The organism is Pseudomonas sp. SDO5522_S412 (genome assembly GCF_054071215.1).
On sequence record NZ_JBSVWQ010000140.1, the window covers coordinates 1 to 15,477 of the forward strand.

Annotated in this window: 15 protein-coding genes; 6 read left to right on the plus strand and 9 right to left on the minus strand. The window is 61.9% G+C overall.

Annotated features, from left to right (window positions below):
* Positions 1-96: 96 nt before the first annotated feature.
* The 5 genes from ACW9I6_RS22760 to ACW9I6_RS22780 form a co-directional block, all read right to left on the minus strand.
* Positions 97-348 carry a YfhL family 4Fe-4S dicluster ferredoxin gene (locus tag ACW9I6_RS22760; RefSeq protein ID WP_003213796.1) on the minus strand — a complete coding sequence of 84 codons (252 nt, stop codon included), beginning with the start codon at positions 346-348 and terminating at the stop codon, positions 97-99.
* A gap of 183 nt (positions 349-531) precedes the next feature.
* Positions 532-1,011 (minus strand): pantetheine-phosphate adenylyltransferase, encoded by a 480-nt coding sequence (gene coaD / locus ACW9I6_RS22765; protein ID WP_003176711.1) that lies wholly within the window; start codon positions 1,009-1,011, stop codon positions 532-534.
* Between the two features lie 114 nt (positions 1,012-1,125).
* Positions 1,126-2,721: a GMC family oxidoreductase gene (locus tag ACW9I6_RS22770; RefSeq protein WP_003213795.1), complete on the minus strand. Its 1,596-nt coding sequence runs from the start codon at positions 2,719-2,721 to the stop codon at positions 1,126-1,128.
* Between the two features lie 33 nt (positions 2,722-2,754).
* Positions 2,755-3,300 (minus strand): twin-arginine translocation pathway signal protein, encoded by a 546-nt coding sequence (locus ACW9I6_RS22775; protein ID WP_177009092.1) that lies wholly within the window; start codon positions 3,298-3,300, stop codon positions 2,755-2,757.
* Positions 3,301-3,328: 28 nt separating this feature from the next.
* Positions 3,329-4,756 (minus strand): coniferyl aldehyde dehydrogenase, encoded by a 1,428-nt coding sequence (locus tag ACW9I6_RS22780; RefSeq protein WP_457339868.1) that lies wholly within the window; start codon positions 4,754-4,756, stop codon positions 3,329-3,331.
* Positions 4,757-4,902: 146 nt separating this feature from the next.
* On the opposite strand from ACW9I6_RS22780, the gene ACW9I6_RS22785 reads away from it, so the two are divergent.
* Together ACW9I6_RS22785 and ACW9I6_RS22790 are read left to right on the plus strand one after the other, a co-directional pair.
* Positions 4,903-5,574 carry a TetR/AcrR family transcriptional regulator gene (locus tag ACW9I6_RS22785; protein WP_003213791.1) on the plus strand — a complete coding sequence of 224 codons (672 nt, stop codon included), beginning with the start codon at positions 4,903-4,905 and terminating at the stop codon, positions 5,572-5,574.
* 39 nt (positions 5,575-5,613) lie between these two features.
* Positions 5,614-6,468, plus strand: a complete 855-nt coding sequence (locus ACW9I6_RS22790; protein WP_087693253.1) for a sulfurtransferase — start codon at positions 5,614-5,616, stop codon at positions 6,466-6,468.
* A 47-nt stretch (positions 6,469-6,515) separates the two neighbouring features.
* On the opposite strand, the gene ACW9I6_RS22795 is transcribed toward ACW9I6_RS22790, so the two are convergent.
* The 4 genes from ACW9I6_RS22795 to ACW9I6_RS22810 form a co-directional block, all read right to left on the minus strand.
* Complete coding sequence (locus ACW9I6_RS22795; protein WP_177035300.1) at positions 6,516-7,511, minus strand: hydrolase; 996 nt, start codon at positions 7,509-7,511, stop codon at positions 6,516-6,518.
* 130 nt (positions 7,512-7,641) lie between these two features.
* Positions 7,642-8,247, minus strand: a complete 606-nt coding sequence (rsmD, locus tag ACW9I6_RS22800) for a 16S rRNA (guanine(966)-N(2))-methyltransferase RsmD (RefSeq protein WP_003213788.1) — start codon at positions 8,245-8,247, stop codon at positions 7,642-7,644.
* Complete coding sequence (locus ACW9I6_RS22805; protein WP_003213787.1) at positions 8,247-9,737, minus strand: M16 family metallopeptidase; 1,491 nt, start codon at positions 9,735-9,737, stop codon at positions 8,247-8,249. Before ACW9I6_RS22805 ends, rsmD begins: the two co-directional genes overlap by 1 nt.
* The gene (locus tag ACW9I6_RS22810; RefSeq protein ID WP_003213786.1) at positions 9,730-11,085 is read right to left on the minus strand and encodes a M16 family metallopeptidase; all 1,356 of its coding nucleotides are present in this window, start codon (positions 11,083-11,085) and stop codon (positions 9,730-9,732) included. The genes ACW9I6_RS22805 and ACW9I6_RS22810 overlap by 8 nt, the downstream gene beginning before the upstream one ends.
* A 232-nt stretch (positions 11,086-11,317) precedes the next feature.
* Between ACW9I6_RS22810 and ftsY the strand changes: the two genes are divergently transcribed.
* From ftsY to rpoH, 4 genes are all read left to right on the plus strand, one after another.
* Positions 11,318-12,727, plus strand: coding sequence for a signal recognition particle-docking protein FtsY (gene ftsY, locus ACW9I6_RS22815; RefSeq protein ID WP_134327471.1), 1,410 nt, complete (start codon positions 11,318-11,320; stop codon positions 12,725-12,727).
* Complete coding sequence (ftsE, locus tag ACW9I6_RS22820; RefSeq protein ID WP_003213784.1) at positions 12,724-13,395, plus strand: cell division ATP-binding protein FtsE; 672 nt, start codon at positions 12,724-12,726, stop codon at positions 13,393-13,395. Before ftsY ends, ftsE begins: the two co-directional genes overlap by 4 nt.
* Complete coding sequence (ftsX, locus tag ACW9I6_RS22825; protein ID WP_003213783.1) at positions 13,392-14,414, plus strand: permease-like cell division protein FtsX; 1,023 nt, start codon at positions 13,392-13,394, stop codon at positions 14,412-14,414. Before ftsE ends, ftsX begins: the two co-directional genes overlap by 4 nt.
* Positions 14,415-14,543: 129 nt before the next feature.
* Positions 14,544-15,398 carry an RNA polymerase sigma factor RpoH gene (gene rpoH / locus ACW9I6_RS22830; protein ID WP_003176698.1) on the plus strand — a complete coding sequence of 285 codons (855 nt, stop codon included), beginning with the start codon at positions 14,544-14,546 and terminating at the stop codon, positions 15,396-15,398.
* The last annotated feature ends 79 nt before the right edge of the window (positions 15,399-15,477 follow it).

Genomic DNA, 15,477 nt, shown 5'->3' on the forward strand with positions numbered 1-15,477 from the left:
GCCCGCTCCCACATTCGACTGCATTCCAAAGGTGGAACTCGGCCGAATGTGGGAGCGGGCTTGCTCGCGAAGGGGCTTAATGAAGCGCCAAGGGACTTAGGCCTTCCCGGTAATCAACCGGTACTTCTCCATCAGTTGCTCTTCCGTTTCCGGATGAGCCTCGTCCAGCGGAATGCAATCCACCGGGCAAACCTGCTGGCACTGGGGTTCGTCGTAGTGGCCGACACACTGGGTGCACAGGTTGGGGTCGATCACATAGATCTCTTCACCCTGGGAAATGGCAGCGTTCGGGCACTCGGGTTCGCAGACGTCGCAGTTGATGCAATCGTCGGTGATGATCAGGGACATGGAAACTCCTGCCAGGGCTGTCAGCCAAGGCATCTGAAAACTAATGCGCGCAATTGTGCCGCATTGGCGCCCGCAGTGCGAGTCACAGCGATGGACAGTAGGAGCCGGCTTGCCGGTGATGGCGATGGGTCAGTTGCACCGTGGCGCCTGGATCGCTGGCAAGCCAGCTCCTGCAGTCCGGGATTATTTCTTGAATCGCAGGGTGAGAGCATCCGCCACAGCCGGGTGCACGAACTTGGTGATATCCCCGCCCAACGCCGCGATTTCCCGGACCAACGTCGAGGAAATGAACGAATAACGTTCCGAAGGCGTAAGAAACAGGCTTTCCACGTCCGGCGCCAGTTGGCGGTTCATGTTGGCCAGCTGGAATTCGTATTCGAAATCCGACACCGCCCGCAGGCCGCGCAGGAACACATTGGCGTTCTGTTCCTTGGCGAAGTGCGCCAGCAGCGTCGAGAAGCCGACCACTTCAACGTTGGGCAGATGCTTGGTGACCTCACGGGCCAGCTCCACGCGCTGTTCCAGGGGAAACAGCGGGTTTTTCTTGGGGCTGGCAGCGACCGCGATAATCACATGGTCGAACAAGCGCGAGGCGCGTTCGACCAGATCGCCATGGCCCTTGGTGATTGGGTCGAAGGTACCTGGGTACAACACTCGGTTCATCGCGTCGTCCTGGCGGAGTCCGTTGGGGAACCGGATGGTATCGCAGCCATCCCGGTCGGCCAAGTCAACTTATTCAGAAGAAAGCACTATAGACACCGCGAATACCCGGTTTTTTCAGGCCGTTTTCAGACGTTCGGCCAATGCCGTCGCCAGTTGCGCCGTCAATCCATACACCGATAACTGCGGGTTAGCGCCAATACTGGTGGGGAATAGCGAGCCATCGTGGATCGACAAGTTGCGCAGTTGATGATGGCGCCCAAGGCTGTCGGCCACGGCGTTTTTCGGTTCTTCCCCCATCGCGCAACCGCCCATTACATGAGCGCTGCCGAGCCGGGTTCGGTGCAATTCGAGGTTCAACCCGTCGATCATGCTGCGGGCTTCAGCCAAGGTGTTCACGTAGCGCGCATCGCCGTGCAGCGGCATCACCGACTTGGCGCCGCCGGCAAACTGAATCTCCGCCATGCTGTGGAATGCCCGGCGCAGGCCGTCCCAGGCGTAGGGCGAAACCTGATAATCGAGCACCGGTGTGCCATCGCCGCGTAATTCGACTGTGCCACCCGGGCTGTCGGGGTGGAAGCCGTCCCGCAGCAGCGCAAGCATGGCGTGGGTTTTCGGCAGTTGACCCATGTCCAGCGCGTTCTGCGTGCCGTAGCCGCCGAGCAAGGTGCTGGCCAGGCCCGGATGCAGTGGCGGTACTTCGAGCTTGTAGGACATTTTGCCGGTAGTGCCGTCCTGCCATTGGAAGTGATCGGAATAAATCGACTGCGGCGCGCCGTAGAACGGGTTGATCACCTCGTCGAACAACCCGGCGGAAAAATTCACCAGGTGTAAAAAGGTTCGCTTGCCCAGGCGCGAGTGGGGATCGGGTGCGTCCGAGCGCAGCAGCAGCGCCGGGCTGTTGATGCCGCCGCCGGCCAGTACGTAATGCTTGGCTTTGACTGTGATCTTGCGGCCTGTGGGTGCCACGCAATACTGATCCATGGCCACGCATTCGAGGCTGGTGATGGTGTCGCCGCTGAACTTCAGGCGTTCGGCACGGGCCAGGTACAGCAGCTCGCCGCCTTTCTCCAGGGTGGACGGAATGGTGGTCACCAGCATTGATTGCTTGGCGTTGACCGGGCAACCCATGCCGCAATACCCCAGGTTGAAACAGCCGCGCACATTGCGCGGGATCACGTGCCAGCTGTATCCAAGCTTTTCGCAGCCCTTGCGGATCACGTCATTGTTGGCATTCGGTGGCATGGCCCAAGGCGCGATGCCCAGGCGTTGTTCCATTTTTTCGAACCAGGGCGCCATTTCGGCGCTGCTGTGGCCCTTGACCGCGTACTCGCTGGCCCAGTGGGCGAGGGTCGGGTCCGGGGTGCGGAAGCTGGAGGTCCAGTTGATCAGCGTGGTGCCGCCGACCGCGCGGCCCTGCAGGATGGTGATAGCGCCGTCCTTGCTCATGCGGCCGATGCCTTCCTGGTAGAGGCTGGCGTAGGCCTCGTCTTCCAGCAGCTTGAAGTCGTTGCTGGTCTTCAGCGGGCCTTCTTCGATCAGCAGCACCTTGTAGCCGGCGGCGCTGAGGATTTCGGCGGTGGTGCCGCCGCCGGCGCCGCTGCCGATGATCGCGACGTCGGCTTCCAGGGTCAGGTCCTGGTCGAGGGCGGCGCCATTGTGGGTCTTCCAGCCGCGGGCCATGCCATCGCGGAACAGATCAGGTACGGGCATCAGGGTCGTCTCTTGTTTTTATCGGGATGCAGATCAGATTTTCGGTGGGCCGGGGTAGCCGCAATGCGCCCAGGACTCGGGGCGGAAATACCAGGCCATGATCACCAGCTTGAGCAACGAGCCCTGGCCCATGCGCAGCAGGTTCAGGTAGCTGTTTTCCCAACGGTGCAGGAAGTTGCGGATCTGTTCGCCGCTGGCGTTTTCCCAGCTGCCCCACACCCCGGTCAGCGGCCCACGGGTGACGGCCATGCCCAATACGTCGAACAGTTGCTGGGTCAGCTTGAACATCTCGGGCGACAGGTGTTGCAGGCTGAAGTCGAGCTTTTTCAGGGTGTCGTCGATGCCGGCCACCACTATCTCGGCGCTGGCCACGCCCTCCAGCAGCACCGGAATCACTGCTCGCAAAAACGGCAGGTCACTGCTGCGCAACATCGCAAAGCCGCTGGCCGGGGTGCTGCTGGAGCAGCCGCTGAGGCTGGCGCCCAGCCCGGCGGTGGCCAGGAAGGCGCTGGCGCACAGGCCGAGTTTCAAGACACCGCGCCGTGACAGCGCGGGTGATTCAGTCAGGCTAGGGTTCATTCTCATTGTTATCCCGGTGATGGGTTTGTTAGCGGACGAACAGCTTCTGGATCAACTTCTGGATGGATTTGCCATAGGGCGGGTAAATCAGCTTGGCCGCGTTCAGGCGTTGCTTGATCAGCACGCCCTTGGCCTTGCTGAACGTCAGGAAACCTTCATGGCCGTGGTAATGGCCCATGCCCGACGGGCCGATGCCGCCGAAGGGCATGTCGTCCTGGGCTACGTGCAGCAACGTGTCGTTCAGGCACACGCCGCCGGAATGGGTTTCGTGCAGTACGCGGTTCTGTTCCGCCTTGTTGTAGCCGAAGTAATACAGCGCCAGCGGGCGAGGGCGCTGATTGATGTAGGCGAAAGCCTGGTCGAGGCCGCGATACGGCACGATCGGCAGCACCGGGCCGAAGATTTCGTCCTGCATCACGGTCATCTCGTCGCTGACATTCAGCAGCAGGCTGTGGGCCATGCGGCGGTCCTGGCCCTGGTCGTACAGCGGGACCAGGGTGGCACCCTTGTCGGTGGCGTCTTTCACGTAGCCGTTGAGCCGGGCCAACTGTCGTTCGTTGATGATGGCGGTGTAGTCCGGGTTGTCGGCCAGGGTCGGATAGAACCCGCGAACCGCCTTGCTATAGGCCTCGACGAAGCCGTCTACACGGTCTTCCGGCACCAGCACATAGTCCGGCGCCACGCAGGTTTGCCCGGCATTCAGCGCCTTGCCGAAGGCGATGCGTTCGGCGGCGTCCTTGAGCGGCACGTCGGCGGAAACAATCGCCGGTGATTTGCCGCCCAGTTCCAGGGTAACCGGCGTCAGGTGTTCGGCCGCCGCGCGCATCACGTGCTTGCCGATGCTGGTGGCGCCGGTGAACAGCAGGTGGTCGAAGCGCAGCTTGGAAAACGCCATGCCCACTTCAGCCTCGCCGAGCACCACGCACACCAGGTCCTCGGGGAAGATCTTCGCCAGCAGCGTCTTGAGCAACTGGCCGGTGGCGGGGGTGGATTCGCTGAGCTTGAGCATCACCCGGTTGCCGGCCGCCAATGCACCCACCAGCGGGCCGATGGCCAGGTACAACGGGTAGTTCCAGGGCACGATCACCCCGACCACCCCCAGGGGTTGATAGATGACCTTGGCGGACGCGGGCTGGAAGGCAATGCCTACAGCGCGGCGGGAAGGTTTCATCCAACCCTTGAGGTGTTTGCTGGCGTAGTGAATGCCATGCAGGCTGGGCATCAGTTCGGCGAACAGGGTTTCGTCGGCGCTGCGGTGGCTGAAATCACTGCTGATGGCGTTGATCAGCGCCTGGCGTTCGTCACTTAGCAGCTCGCGCAAGGCCTTGAGCCATTGCTGGCGCTGGGCGGCCGGCGGCATCGGGTTGGCGGCGTAGGCCCGACGCTGGGCGTCGAACAAATCGTGGAGCTGGTCCAGCGCCTGGGAATCTTGCAGGTAGGCAACGTTGGCAGACATGGCGAAGTTCCCGATTGTTATTGGAATGCTTCAGTTTTTAGAGTCATTGCTCTAAATTGTCAAATAACATTGCACAACGTGCCGATTTATCCGGACAAGGATAGTCCGTAAGATGCCGCCATCACGGGTCTAGAAGTTGATTTCCCATGGCACCACGAGTAAAGACCAGCGAGCGCATTGTGCAAACCAGCCTGGAGCTGTTTAACCAGCAGGGCGAGCGCAGTGTCAGCACCAACCATATCGCCGCCCATATGGAAATTTCCCCGGGCAACCTGTACTACCACTTCCCCAACAAGCAGGCGATTATCGCGGTGCTGTTTCGTGAGTACGAAGCGTTGGTGGACAGTTTCCTGCGCCCGCCCCAGGGCCGTGCGGTGACCGTGGAAGACAAGCGCTTCTACCTGCAGGCGGTGCTGGCCGGCATGTGGCGCTACCGCTTCCTGCACCGTGACCTCGAACACCTGCTGGAAAGCGACCCGGAGCTGGCCACCGGCTACCGGCGGTTCTCCCAGCGTTGCCTGATCCAGGGCGCAGCCATCTACCAGGGGTTTGTCGATGCCGGCATCCTGAACATGGACCCGGTACAAACCGAAGCCCTGACCCTCAACGCCTGGATCATCCTCACCTCGTGGGTGCGCTTCCTGTGCACCACCAATGAAAAGTCCACGCACCTGAGCGCCGAGGCGATCAAGCGCGGGGTGTATCAGGTGCTGGTGCTGGAAGCCGGGTTTATCACCCCCAAGGCCAAGGACGCGGTGGATGCACTGTTCAAAGAGTTTTACGTGCCGTTGAATCAGGCGCTGGAAGAAGTGAAGTAGGATGTTTCCCGAACGCTAACCTAGCCACAGGAGTCAGTCATGCCGCTTGCCCAACTGATCAGCCCCCAGCAACTGGCCGAGCGCCAGAAGTCCGGCGGGCTGGTAATCCTCGATTGCCGCTTTGCCCTGGAAGACCCGGACTACGGCCTGTGCAGCTACGCCGAAGGGCATATCGAAGGGGCGCAGTATGCCGACCTGGAGCGCCACCTCAGCGGGCCGATAATCAAGGGCGTGACCGGTCGCCATCCGTTGCCGGCGCCGGATGCGTTTATCCGGCAACTGCGGGCATGGGGCGTTAACGCCGACAGCGATATCGTTTTGTATGACGACGGCCCGGGTGCCTATGCCGCCCGTGCCTGGTGGCTGCTGGCCTGGCTGGGCAAGCGCGACGGCGTGTTCATCCTCGATGGCGGCCTGAAAGCCTGGCACGCGGCGGGCTTCCCGTTGAGCCTGGATGCGCCGGTGATCGAGCCCGGCACCTTCAGCGGCACGCCGGACAACCACTTGCAACTGGACGCCGAACACCTGCAGAAACGCCTTGGCCAGCCCGGCCTGACCCTGATCGACGCCCGCGCCCAGCCGCGTTTTCGTGGTGAAGTGGAGCCGATCGACCCGGTTGCCGGGCATATCCCCGGCGCGCAATGTGCCGCATTCAATGAAAACCTGGGCAGCGACGGCCGTTTCCTGCCGGCGGACCAGCTCAAGCAACGCTTCGCCGCCAAGCTGCAAGACCGCTCGCCGGATGACCTGGTGGCCTACTGCGGCTCGGGCGTGACTGCCTGCCACAACCTGTTTGCGCTGTGCCTGGCGGGTTACCCGTTGGGCAAGTTGTACGCGGGGTCGTGGAGCGAGTGGATCACTGATCCAAAGCGGGAAGTTGCAACAGGCGACTGAGGTCTGCCTGACCCGGTCTGAGCCAAAGTGTGGGAGCTCCCACATTTTTATCGGCGTTGTGTCAGTAGCCACTCCGGGATTCTTCGTTCCAGGTAGTAAGTTGGCTGTTTCAGCGAGCCATCCACAAACCCGACATGCCCGCCCTTGGCCAGCAGTTCGAACTCGGTGCAATCCGACAGTTCGCTGGCCTCGGGCAGGCTGTGGGCGAACACGAACGGGTCGTCCGCGGCCTGGATGATCAGGGTTGGTGTGCGAATGCCCCCGAGGTAGTAGCGGCTGGAGGCGCGGCGGTAGTAGTCCTCGGCACTGAGGAACCCGTGCAGCGGCGCGGTGACGCGGCCGTCAAAGTCCCAGAACGTGCGCATCTTCTCCAGCGAGCCCAGGTCGGCGAGGGTTTTCAGGCCTGCCTCGCGGCCATCCTTGAGAAACCGGCTTTGTTTGACGCGGATATAGGCCAGCATTTCGCGCATGAAATGCTTCTGATAAACCCGAGAAAAGCCCAGGCCAATGCGATCGGCGCACTGATCCAGGCGAAACGGTACCGACACGGCGGCCGCGCCTTGCAGCCCGGAGGCTTCACCGGTTTCACCCAAGTGCTTGAGCAGCACATTGCCGCCCAGTGAATACCCCACCGCATACAGCGGCGCCAACGGGCGCTTGGCCCGCAGGTGAGCGATGGTTTCGGCCAGGTCTTCACTGGCGCCGGAATGGTAGCTGCGGGCGAGCAGGTTGGGTTCGCCGGAGCAGCCACGCCAGTTCAGCGCGACGCTGGCCCAGCCTTGGGTTGCGAGGGCTTTTTGCAGGCCGGCTACATAGGGCGAGTTAGACGAGCCGGTCAGGCCATGCAGGACCAGCACCAACGGTGTGGTTGCCTCATGGGGCCCATGCCAGTCGAGGTCGAGAAAGTCGCCGTCTGCCAGCCACAGCCGTTCGCGCTGGCGTTCGATGTGCGTGGTTTTGCGCCACAGCGGTCCCCACAACGTTTGCAGGTGCGGGTTGCCGAGGCCGAAGGCGGGGGAGAAGCGGTCGAGGGGCGGAGTCATGAAATTCTCGGTGCCGAATGGGCTTGCTCCAATCATTGTAGGAGCGAGCTTGCTCGCGAAAAACTCAAGATCACCGCGTTCCCCTGGTTTCCCGCGTCATCGTTAACGATCTTCGCGAGCAAGCTCGCTCCTACACGGTGCGTTGCCACAACGCGTAATACACCCGCCCGGATTTCTGCTCGCGGTGCAGGCGCCAGGTGCCCGGCAGGCCGAGTGTGGACGGTGCCGTCTCGCTTTCAGTGTAGATCCAGGCATCCGGCGCCAACCACTGACGCTCTTCCAGCAGCGCACATACAGTCGGCAGCAGGTTCTGGTTGAACGGCGGATCAAGAAACACCACGTCAAACTCACGGGCTTCCTGGGTTTCCAGGTAGCGCAACGCATCAGCCGTCTGCACTTGCCCGGTGGTGCAACGCAGGGTGCCCAGGTGTTCCTTGAGGCTGGCGACCGCCACATTGCTGGCATCCAGCGCCTGGCCCAGCGCCGCGCCACGGGACAGCGACTCCAGGAACAGCGCGCCGCTACCCGCGAACGGGTCCAGCACCTTGGCCCCGGCGATATACGGCGCGAGCCAGTTGAACAGGGTTTCACGCACGCGGTCTGGCGTCGGGCGCAGGCCCACGACATCAGGGAAGCTCAGCTTACGGCTGCCCCACTCTCCGCCGATGATGCGCAGTTGGCCCACACCGTTGTGAACGTTGTGGACAGGTTTTTTGGGACGGGATGGACGGGCCATTAATGCTCCGGAACCCCGAGCGGTTGCTCGGCGGGTTTATCAGTGGGGGGCGGTAGTGGCTTTTGCGCAATCGTCGGGCCGGCGGTCACGATGACCATCTTGTCGGCACTCAAATGTTTGTTCAAAGCAGCTTTGACCTGGTCAACGGTCAGCGCCTGGGATTGTTTCATGAAATCTTCCAGGTAGCTCAGCGGCAGGTTGTAGAAACCCATGGCGCCCAGCTGCCCGACGATATCGGCGTTGCTCGCGGTGGACAGCGGGAAGCTGCCGGCCAGTTCGCGCTTGGCGTCATCGAGTTCTTTCTGTGTCGGGCCGGTCTTGAGGTAGTCGGCGAGTACGTCCTGCACCAACCGCAGCGTGCCGGCGCTCATTTCGGCGCGGGTTTGCAGGTTGATCATGAACGGGCCGCGTACCTGCATCGGCGAGAAGCCGGAGTATACGCCGTAGGTCAGGCCGCGTTTCTCGCGCACTTCGCTCATCAAACGGGTGCCGAAGCCACCGCCGCCGAGAATCTGGTTACCCAGGGACAGCGCGGCGTAATCCGGGTCGGCACGGTCGATACCCAGTTGCGCCAGCAGCAGGGTTGTCTGCTTGGACGGGAACTCGATGTGGGTGGTGCCAGCCTTGGGCTCGACCGGTTGGGCGATTTTCGCCAGCGCCGGGCCTTTTGGCAGGGACGCGGAAACCTTGGCGGTCATGGCTTCGGCTTCGGCGCGGGTCAGATCGCCGACTACAGAAATCACTGCGTTGCCGGCGGCGTAGGCCTTGGCGTGGAAGTCCTTCAATTGCGCGAGAGTCACCTTCGGCACGCTCTCGGCGTTGCCTTCGCTCGGATGGGCGTAAGGGTGGTCGCCATAGAGCTGCTTGAACAGCTCGATGCTCGCCAGTTTGCCGGGGTTCTGTTTCTGGTATTCAAAGCCGGCCAGCAGCTGGTTCTTGATCCGCGCCAGAGAGTCTGCCGGGAAGGTCGGCTTGCCGATCACGTCGTCAAACAGTGACAGGGCGGCGTCACGCTTGTCGCTGGCGCTCAGGCTGCGCAGGGAAACCAGCGCCATGTCGCGGTAGGCGCCATTGCTGAAATCAGCACCCAGGCCGTCGAAACCGGCGGCAATCTGGCTGACGTCCTTGCCCGGCACGCCTTCGTTGAGCATTGCGTTGGTCAACAGCGCCAGGCCTGGTGTTGCGCCGTCCTGGCTGCTGCCGGCGGCGAACAGGATGCGCATGTCGAACATCGGCAGTTCATGGGCTTCGACGAACAGCACCTTGGCGCCTTCGGCGGTGGTCCAGGTTTGCACGTCGAGCTTGCGGTTGGTCGGCGCCTTGTCGTCCAGCTCGGCCAGGGATTGCAGCTTGTTGGCGGACTTGGCCTGCTCCAGCGCCTGGCTGGCGACGGATTCGCTGGGGCGCAGCAAGTACACCGCGCAGGCAGCAGCCAAAGTCACCACGATCAGGCCGGGCAGCACCAGGCGGTTGTTTTTACGTTCACTCATGAGCGGTCTCCTCAGGCAAGACATGGGCGACGCTGAGACGTTCGCGGGTGAAATAGGTGCGTGCAGCTTTCTGGATATCTTCGGCGGTGACGCTTTGCAGCTCGGCCAGCTCGGTGTCCATGAGTTTCCAGGACAGGCCCACCGTCTCCAGGGAGCCGATGGCAGTGGCCTGGCTGGTGATCGAGTCGCGCTGGTAAACCACGCCGGCGATGACCTGGGCGCGGATACGCTCCAGTTCTTCAGCGCTCGGTGGCTTGGCCTTCAGCTCATCCAGCAGGCGCCAAAGGCCGGCTTCAGCCTGGGCCACGGTCTTTTTCTTTTGCAGGTTCGGTGTGGCAGTCAGGGTGAACAGGCTGTCACCGCGGGTGTAGGCGTCGTAGCTCGACGAGCCGCCGGACACCAGCTCTTCGCCGCGCTCCAGTTGTGTCGAGATGCGCGCGCTATAGCCGCCGTCCAGCAGGGCCGAGATCAGGCGCAGGGCGTTGACCGAACGTTTGTCTTCAGCGGTGGCCAGGCTCGGCACGTTGAAACCAAGGATCACGCTCGGCAGTTTGGTCTGTACATGCATAGTCAGCAGGCGTTCACCGGGCTCGGCCAGTTCCAGCGGGATTTTCGCCGGGGGGACGTCGCGCTTGGGGATCGGGCCGAAATAGCGCTGGGCCAGGGTTTTGACTTCATCCGGGGTTACGTCGCCCACCACTACCAGGGTGGCGTTGTTCGGCACGTACCAGGATTGGTACCAGTGGCGCAGCTCTTCAACCTTCATGCGGTCCAGGTCGGCCATCCAGCCGATGGTCGGCGTGTGGTAGCCGCTGGCCGGGTAGGCCATGGCCTTGAAGCGCTCATAGGCCTTGGACATCGGGTTGTCGTCGGTGCGCATCCGGCGCTCTTCCTTGATCACCTCGATCTCGCGGCTGAACTCGTCGGCTGGCAGGCGCAGGCTGGCCATGCGGTCGGCTTCCAGCTCGAAGGCGACACCCAGGCGGTCACGGGCGAGCACTTGGTAGTAAGCGGTGTAGTCGTCGCTGGTGAAGGCGTTTTCTTCGGCACCCAGGTCACGCAGGATCAACGAAGCCTCGCCGGGGCCGACCTTGGCGCTGCCCTTGAACATCATGTGTTCCAGGGCGTGGGACAAACCGGTCTGGCCCGGGGTTTCGTAGCTGGAGCCCACCTTGTACCAGACCTGGGAAACCACCACCGGGGCGCGATGGTCTTCGCGCACGACGACCTTGAGGCCGTTGTCCAGGGTGAATTCGTGGGTGGGTTGTGGGTCGGCAGCCAAAGCTGAAAGGGGCAGACAAACTGTGCTGAGCAGCAGGCCTGCGGCGCGGCGGGCTAGAGCATTCATTCGTTTTTAAACCTGTTGGGCTGCCCGCTTGGTCTTAGCGTCGGCGGGCGAGGAGGTGCTAGGATACTGGTCCGACCTAGGGACGGCCACTATGGCTGTCTTGTTAAGGCTCTATTTAGGCCTTACAAAATGTTGCGCATGAACGAGCTGGCTAAAAAACAGTCTGTTACGCATCGAATTTTATTTACCGGCACGCCCCCTGGCGCGTCGCTACCTTGAGATAGCCGTCTCCATGTTTGGTTCCAACGACGACAAGAAGACCCCAGCTGCGGCTGGCGAGAAAAAAGGCCTGTTCGGATGGCTGCGCAAAAAGCCGCAGGAAACCGTCGTCGAACAGCCGCAGGTTCAAGCTGAACCGATCCCCGAATCCATAGTAGAAGCCGAGCCGGTTGCCGAAACCCCGGCCCCGGTGGTGTTACCGATGGCCGAGCCGGTGTTGCAGCCGGTGGTTGAGCCAGAACCTGCGCCAGAGCCAGAGCACAAGCCATGGCTGGTGTTGCCGGTGGCAGAAGAGCCTGTAGCGCTGGTTGAAGACGAGCAGGCCGAGCATGTGGCGCCGCCGATTCCGGCCCTCGTGGAGCCTGCGCCCGTTGTGGTCCAGGCGCCGCCAGTGGTTGAGGTGCTTGCACCGGTGGTCGCCAAACCTGTTCCGGTCGCCGTCGCCGCGCCAGCAGTCATCGAAGAGCCTGCTGTTCCTGCCGAAACCGGCAAGACCGGTTTCTTCGCCCGCCTCAAGCAAGGCCTGAGCAAGACCAGCGCCAGCATCGGCGAAGGCATGGCCAGCCTGTTCCTCGGCAAAAAGACCATCGATGACGAGCTGCTGGAGGACATCGAAACCCGCCTGCTGACCGCCGACGTGGGCGTCGAAGCCACCGCCGTGATCATCCAGAGCCTGACCCAGAAGGTCGCGCGCAAGCAGCTGACCGACGCCGATGCGCTCTACAAGTCGCTGCAGGCCGAGCTGGCCAACATGCTCAAGCCGGTGGAAGCGCCGCTGATCATCGATACGCAGAAAAAGCCGTTTGTGATCCTGGTGGTTGGCGTCAACGGCGCCGGCAAGACCACCACCATCGGCAAGTTGGCGAAGAAGCTGCAACTGGAAGGCAAGAAAGTCATGCTCGCCGCCGGTGACACCTTCCGTGCCGCCGCCGTGGAGCAATTGCAGGTCTGGGGCGAGCGCAACAAGATCCCGGTCATCGCCCAGCACACCGGCGCCGATTCGGCCTCGGTGATCTTCGATGCGGTGCAGGCCGCCAAGGCGCGCAACATTGATGTGCTGATCGCCGATACCGCCGGTCGCCTGCACACCAAAGACAACCTGATGGAAGAGCTGAAGAAAGTTCGCCGCGTCATCGGCAAGCTCGATGCCGACGCGCCCCACGAGGTGTTGCTGGTGCTGGACGCCGGTACCGGCCAGAACGCCATCAGCCAGGCCAAACAATTCCACCAGACGGTCCAACTGACCGGCCTGGCATTGACTAAGCTCGACGGCACGGCCAAGGGCGGTGTGATCTTCGCCCTGGCGAAGCAGTTCGGGTTGCCGATTCGTTACATCGGCGTCGGTGAAGGCATCGACGACCTGCGCACTTTTGAAGCCGAACCCTTTGTACAGGCACTGTTTGCCGAGCGGGAGCGTTCATGATTCGTTTCGAACAGGTCGGTAAACGCTACGCCAACGGGCATGTCGGCTTGCATGAGCTGAGTTTCCGGGTGCGTCGCGGCGAATTCTTGTTTGTGACCGGCCATTCGGGTGCCGGTAAAAGTACCTTGTTGCGCCTGCTGCTGGCCATGGAGCGCCCAACCACCGGCAAACTGCTGCTGGCGGGCCAGGACCTGGCAACCATCAGCAACGCACAGATTCCATTCCTGCGTCGCCAGATCGGCGTGGTGTTCCAGAACCACCAGTTGCTGTTCGATCGCACGGTGTTCAACAACATCGCCTTGCCGTTGCAGATTCTCGGTCTGTCCAAGGCCGAAATCGTCAAGCGCGTGGATTCGGCCCTGGAGCGCGTGGCGCTGTCGGACAAGACCGACCTGTACCCAGGCGACCTGTCCACCGGCCAGCAACAGCGCGTCGGCATCGCCCGCGCCATCGTCCATCGCCCGGCCTTGCTGCTGGCGGACGAACCCACCGGTAACCTCGACCCGCGCCTGGCCGCAGAAATCATGGGCGTGTTCGAAGACATCAACCGCCTGGGCACCAGCGTGCTGATCGCCAGTCACGACCTGGCGCTGATCGCCCGCATGCGCCACCGCATGCTGACCCTGCAACGCGGCCGCCTGATCGGTGACGGGGAGGCTGGGGTATGAGTGCAACACGCAGCCCGAAGGTTTCCGAGCGCGTCGCGCCAAAGGCGGCCGACCCGCAGCCACAGAAGAAAAAACGCGACGAAGACGATGGCCCGGATTTCGGCACCCTGGTGCATGCCTGGATCGAAAGCCACCGTGCCAGCCTGGTAGACAGCCTGCGCCGCCTCGGCAAGCAGCCGATCGGCAGCTTTTTTACCTGCCTGGTCATGGCCGTGGCCTTGAGCCTGCCCATGGGCTTGTCATTGCTGCTGAACAATGTCGAGCGCCTTGGCGGTTCGTGGCAGCGGGCGGCGCAGATTTCCCTGTACCTGAACCTGGATGCCAGCGCCCAGGACGGTGAGTCCCTGCGCGACCAGATCAAGGGCATTCCGGGTGTGGCCGAGGCTGAGTACATCAGCCGCGATCAAGCCCTGGAAGAGTTCCAGCAACAGTCCGGCCTGGGCGAGGCGCTCAAGGAGTTGCCGCAAAACCCGCTGCCGGGCGTGGTGCTGGTCACCCCGAACGAGGTCGACAAGACCACCCTGGAAGCCCTGCGACAAAAACTCGCAGAGCTGCCGAAGGTCCAACAGGCACAACTTGATCTAGTCTGGGTAGAGCGGTTGGCCGCGATTCTCAAGCTGGGCGACCGGTTTGTGTTCGGCCTGACGGTGTTGCTGGTGTCTGCATTACTTTTGGTGATAGGCAATACCATTCGTCTTCATATTGAAAACCGCCGCACCGAGATAGAAGTGATTAAACTCGTCGGCGGCACGGACAGCTATGTGCGTCGGCCTTTTCTGTACATGGGCGCGCTTTATGGCTTCGGTGCGGGAATTTTGTCCTGGGGCGTACTGGCTTTTGGCCTGAACTGGCTGAACGATGCGGTGGTGGGGCTTGCCGGTTTGTACGGCAGCGATTTTGCCCTGGCCGGCGTGCCGGCAGCCGATGGTCTGTCATTGTTGCTTGGGGCAGTGCTCTTGGGGTATATCGGTGCTTGGATTGCGGTCGCACGGCATTTACGTGAGCTGGCACCGAAGTAGTTAATGTCAGGGTAATGTGGTTTCGTTTGTATTGACCGTATCAGTGGTTTAGGGAACTTGTCCTACGGTTCCCGGTCAATTTTCGCAGTGCTGAACTGCACGAGTTATGTGAGTCGGAGGTTTTTTCGTATGACCACTTCTTTGCAACCTGCTTATGCTCTGGTCCCGGGTGCGAACCTGGAGGCCTATGTGCACACGGTCAACAGCATTCCATTGCTGACGCCCGAGCAGGAGCGTGAACTGGCCGAGAGTCTCTACTATGAGCAGGATTTGGGGGCGGCTCGGCAGATGGTGCTCGCCCACCTGCGTTTTGTCGTACATATCGCCCGTAGCTATAGCGGCTACGGCCTGGCCCAGGCTGACCTGATTCAGGAAGGCAACGTTGGCCTGATGAAAGCCGTGAAGCGCTTCAACCCGGAAATGGGTGTGCGCCTGGTGTCGTTCGCTGTGCACTGGATCAAGGCGGAAATTCACGAATTCATCCTGCGCAACTGGCGCATCGTGAAAGTCGCGACCACCAAGGCCCAGCGCAAACTGTTCTTCAACCTGCGCAGCCAGAAGAAACGCCTGGCGTGGCTGAACAACGAAGAAGTGCATCGCGTGGCCGAAAGCCTCGGCGTAGAGCCACGTGAAGTGCGCGAGATGGAAAGTCGCCTGACCGGCCATGACATGGCCTTCGACCCGGCCGCCGAAGCGGACGACGACAGCGCCTTCCAATCGCCGGCCAACTACCTGGAAGACCACCGGTACGACCCGGCGCGTCAGCTGGAAGATGCCGACTGGAGCGACAACTCCAATCACAACCTGCACGAAGCGCTGGAAGTGCTGGACGACCGCAGCCGTGACATTCTCTACCAGCGCTGGCTGGCAGAAGAAAAAGCCACGCTGCACGACCTGGCGCAGAAGTACAACGTGTCGGCCGAGCGGATTCGTCAGCTCGAGAAGAGTGCGATGAACAAGCTGAAACTGTCGATCGCCGCCTGACACAGGTAGCTAGGACAACGCGATCGAAATGTGGGAGCGGGCTTGCTCGCGAAAGCGGTGGATCAGTCACCTAAGGTAT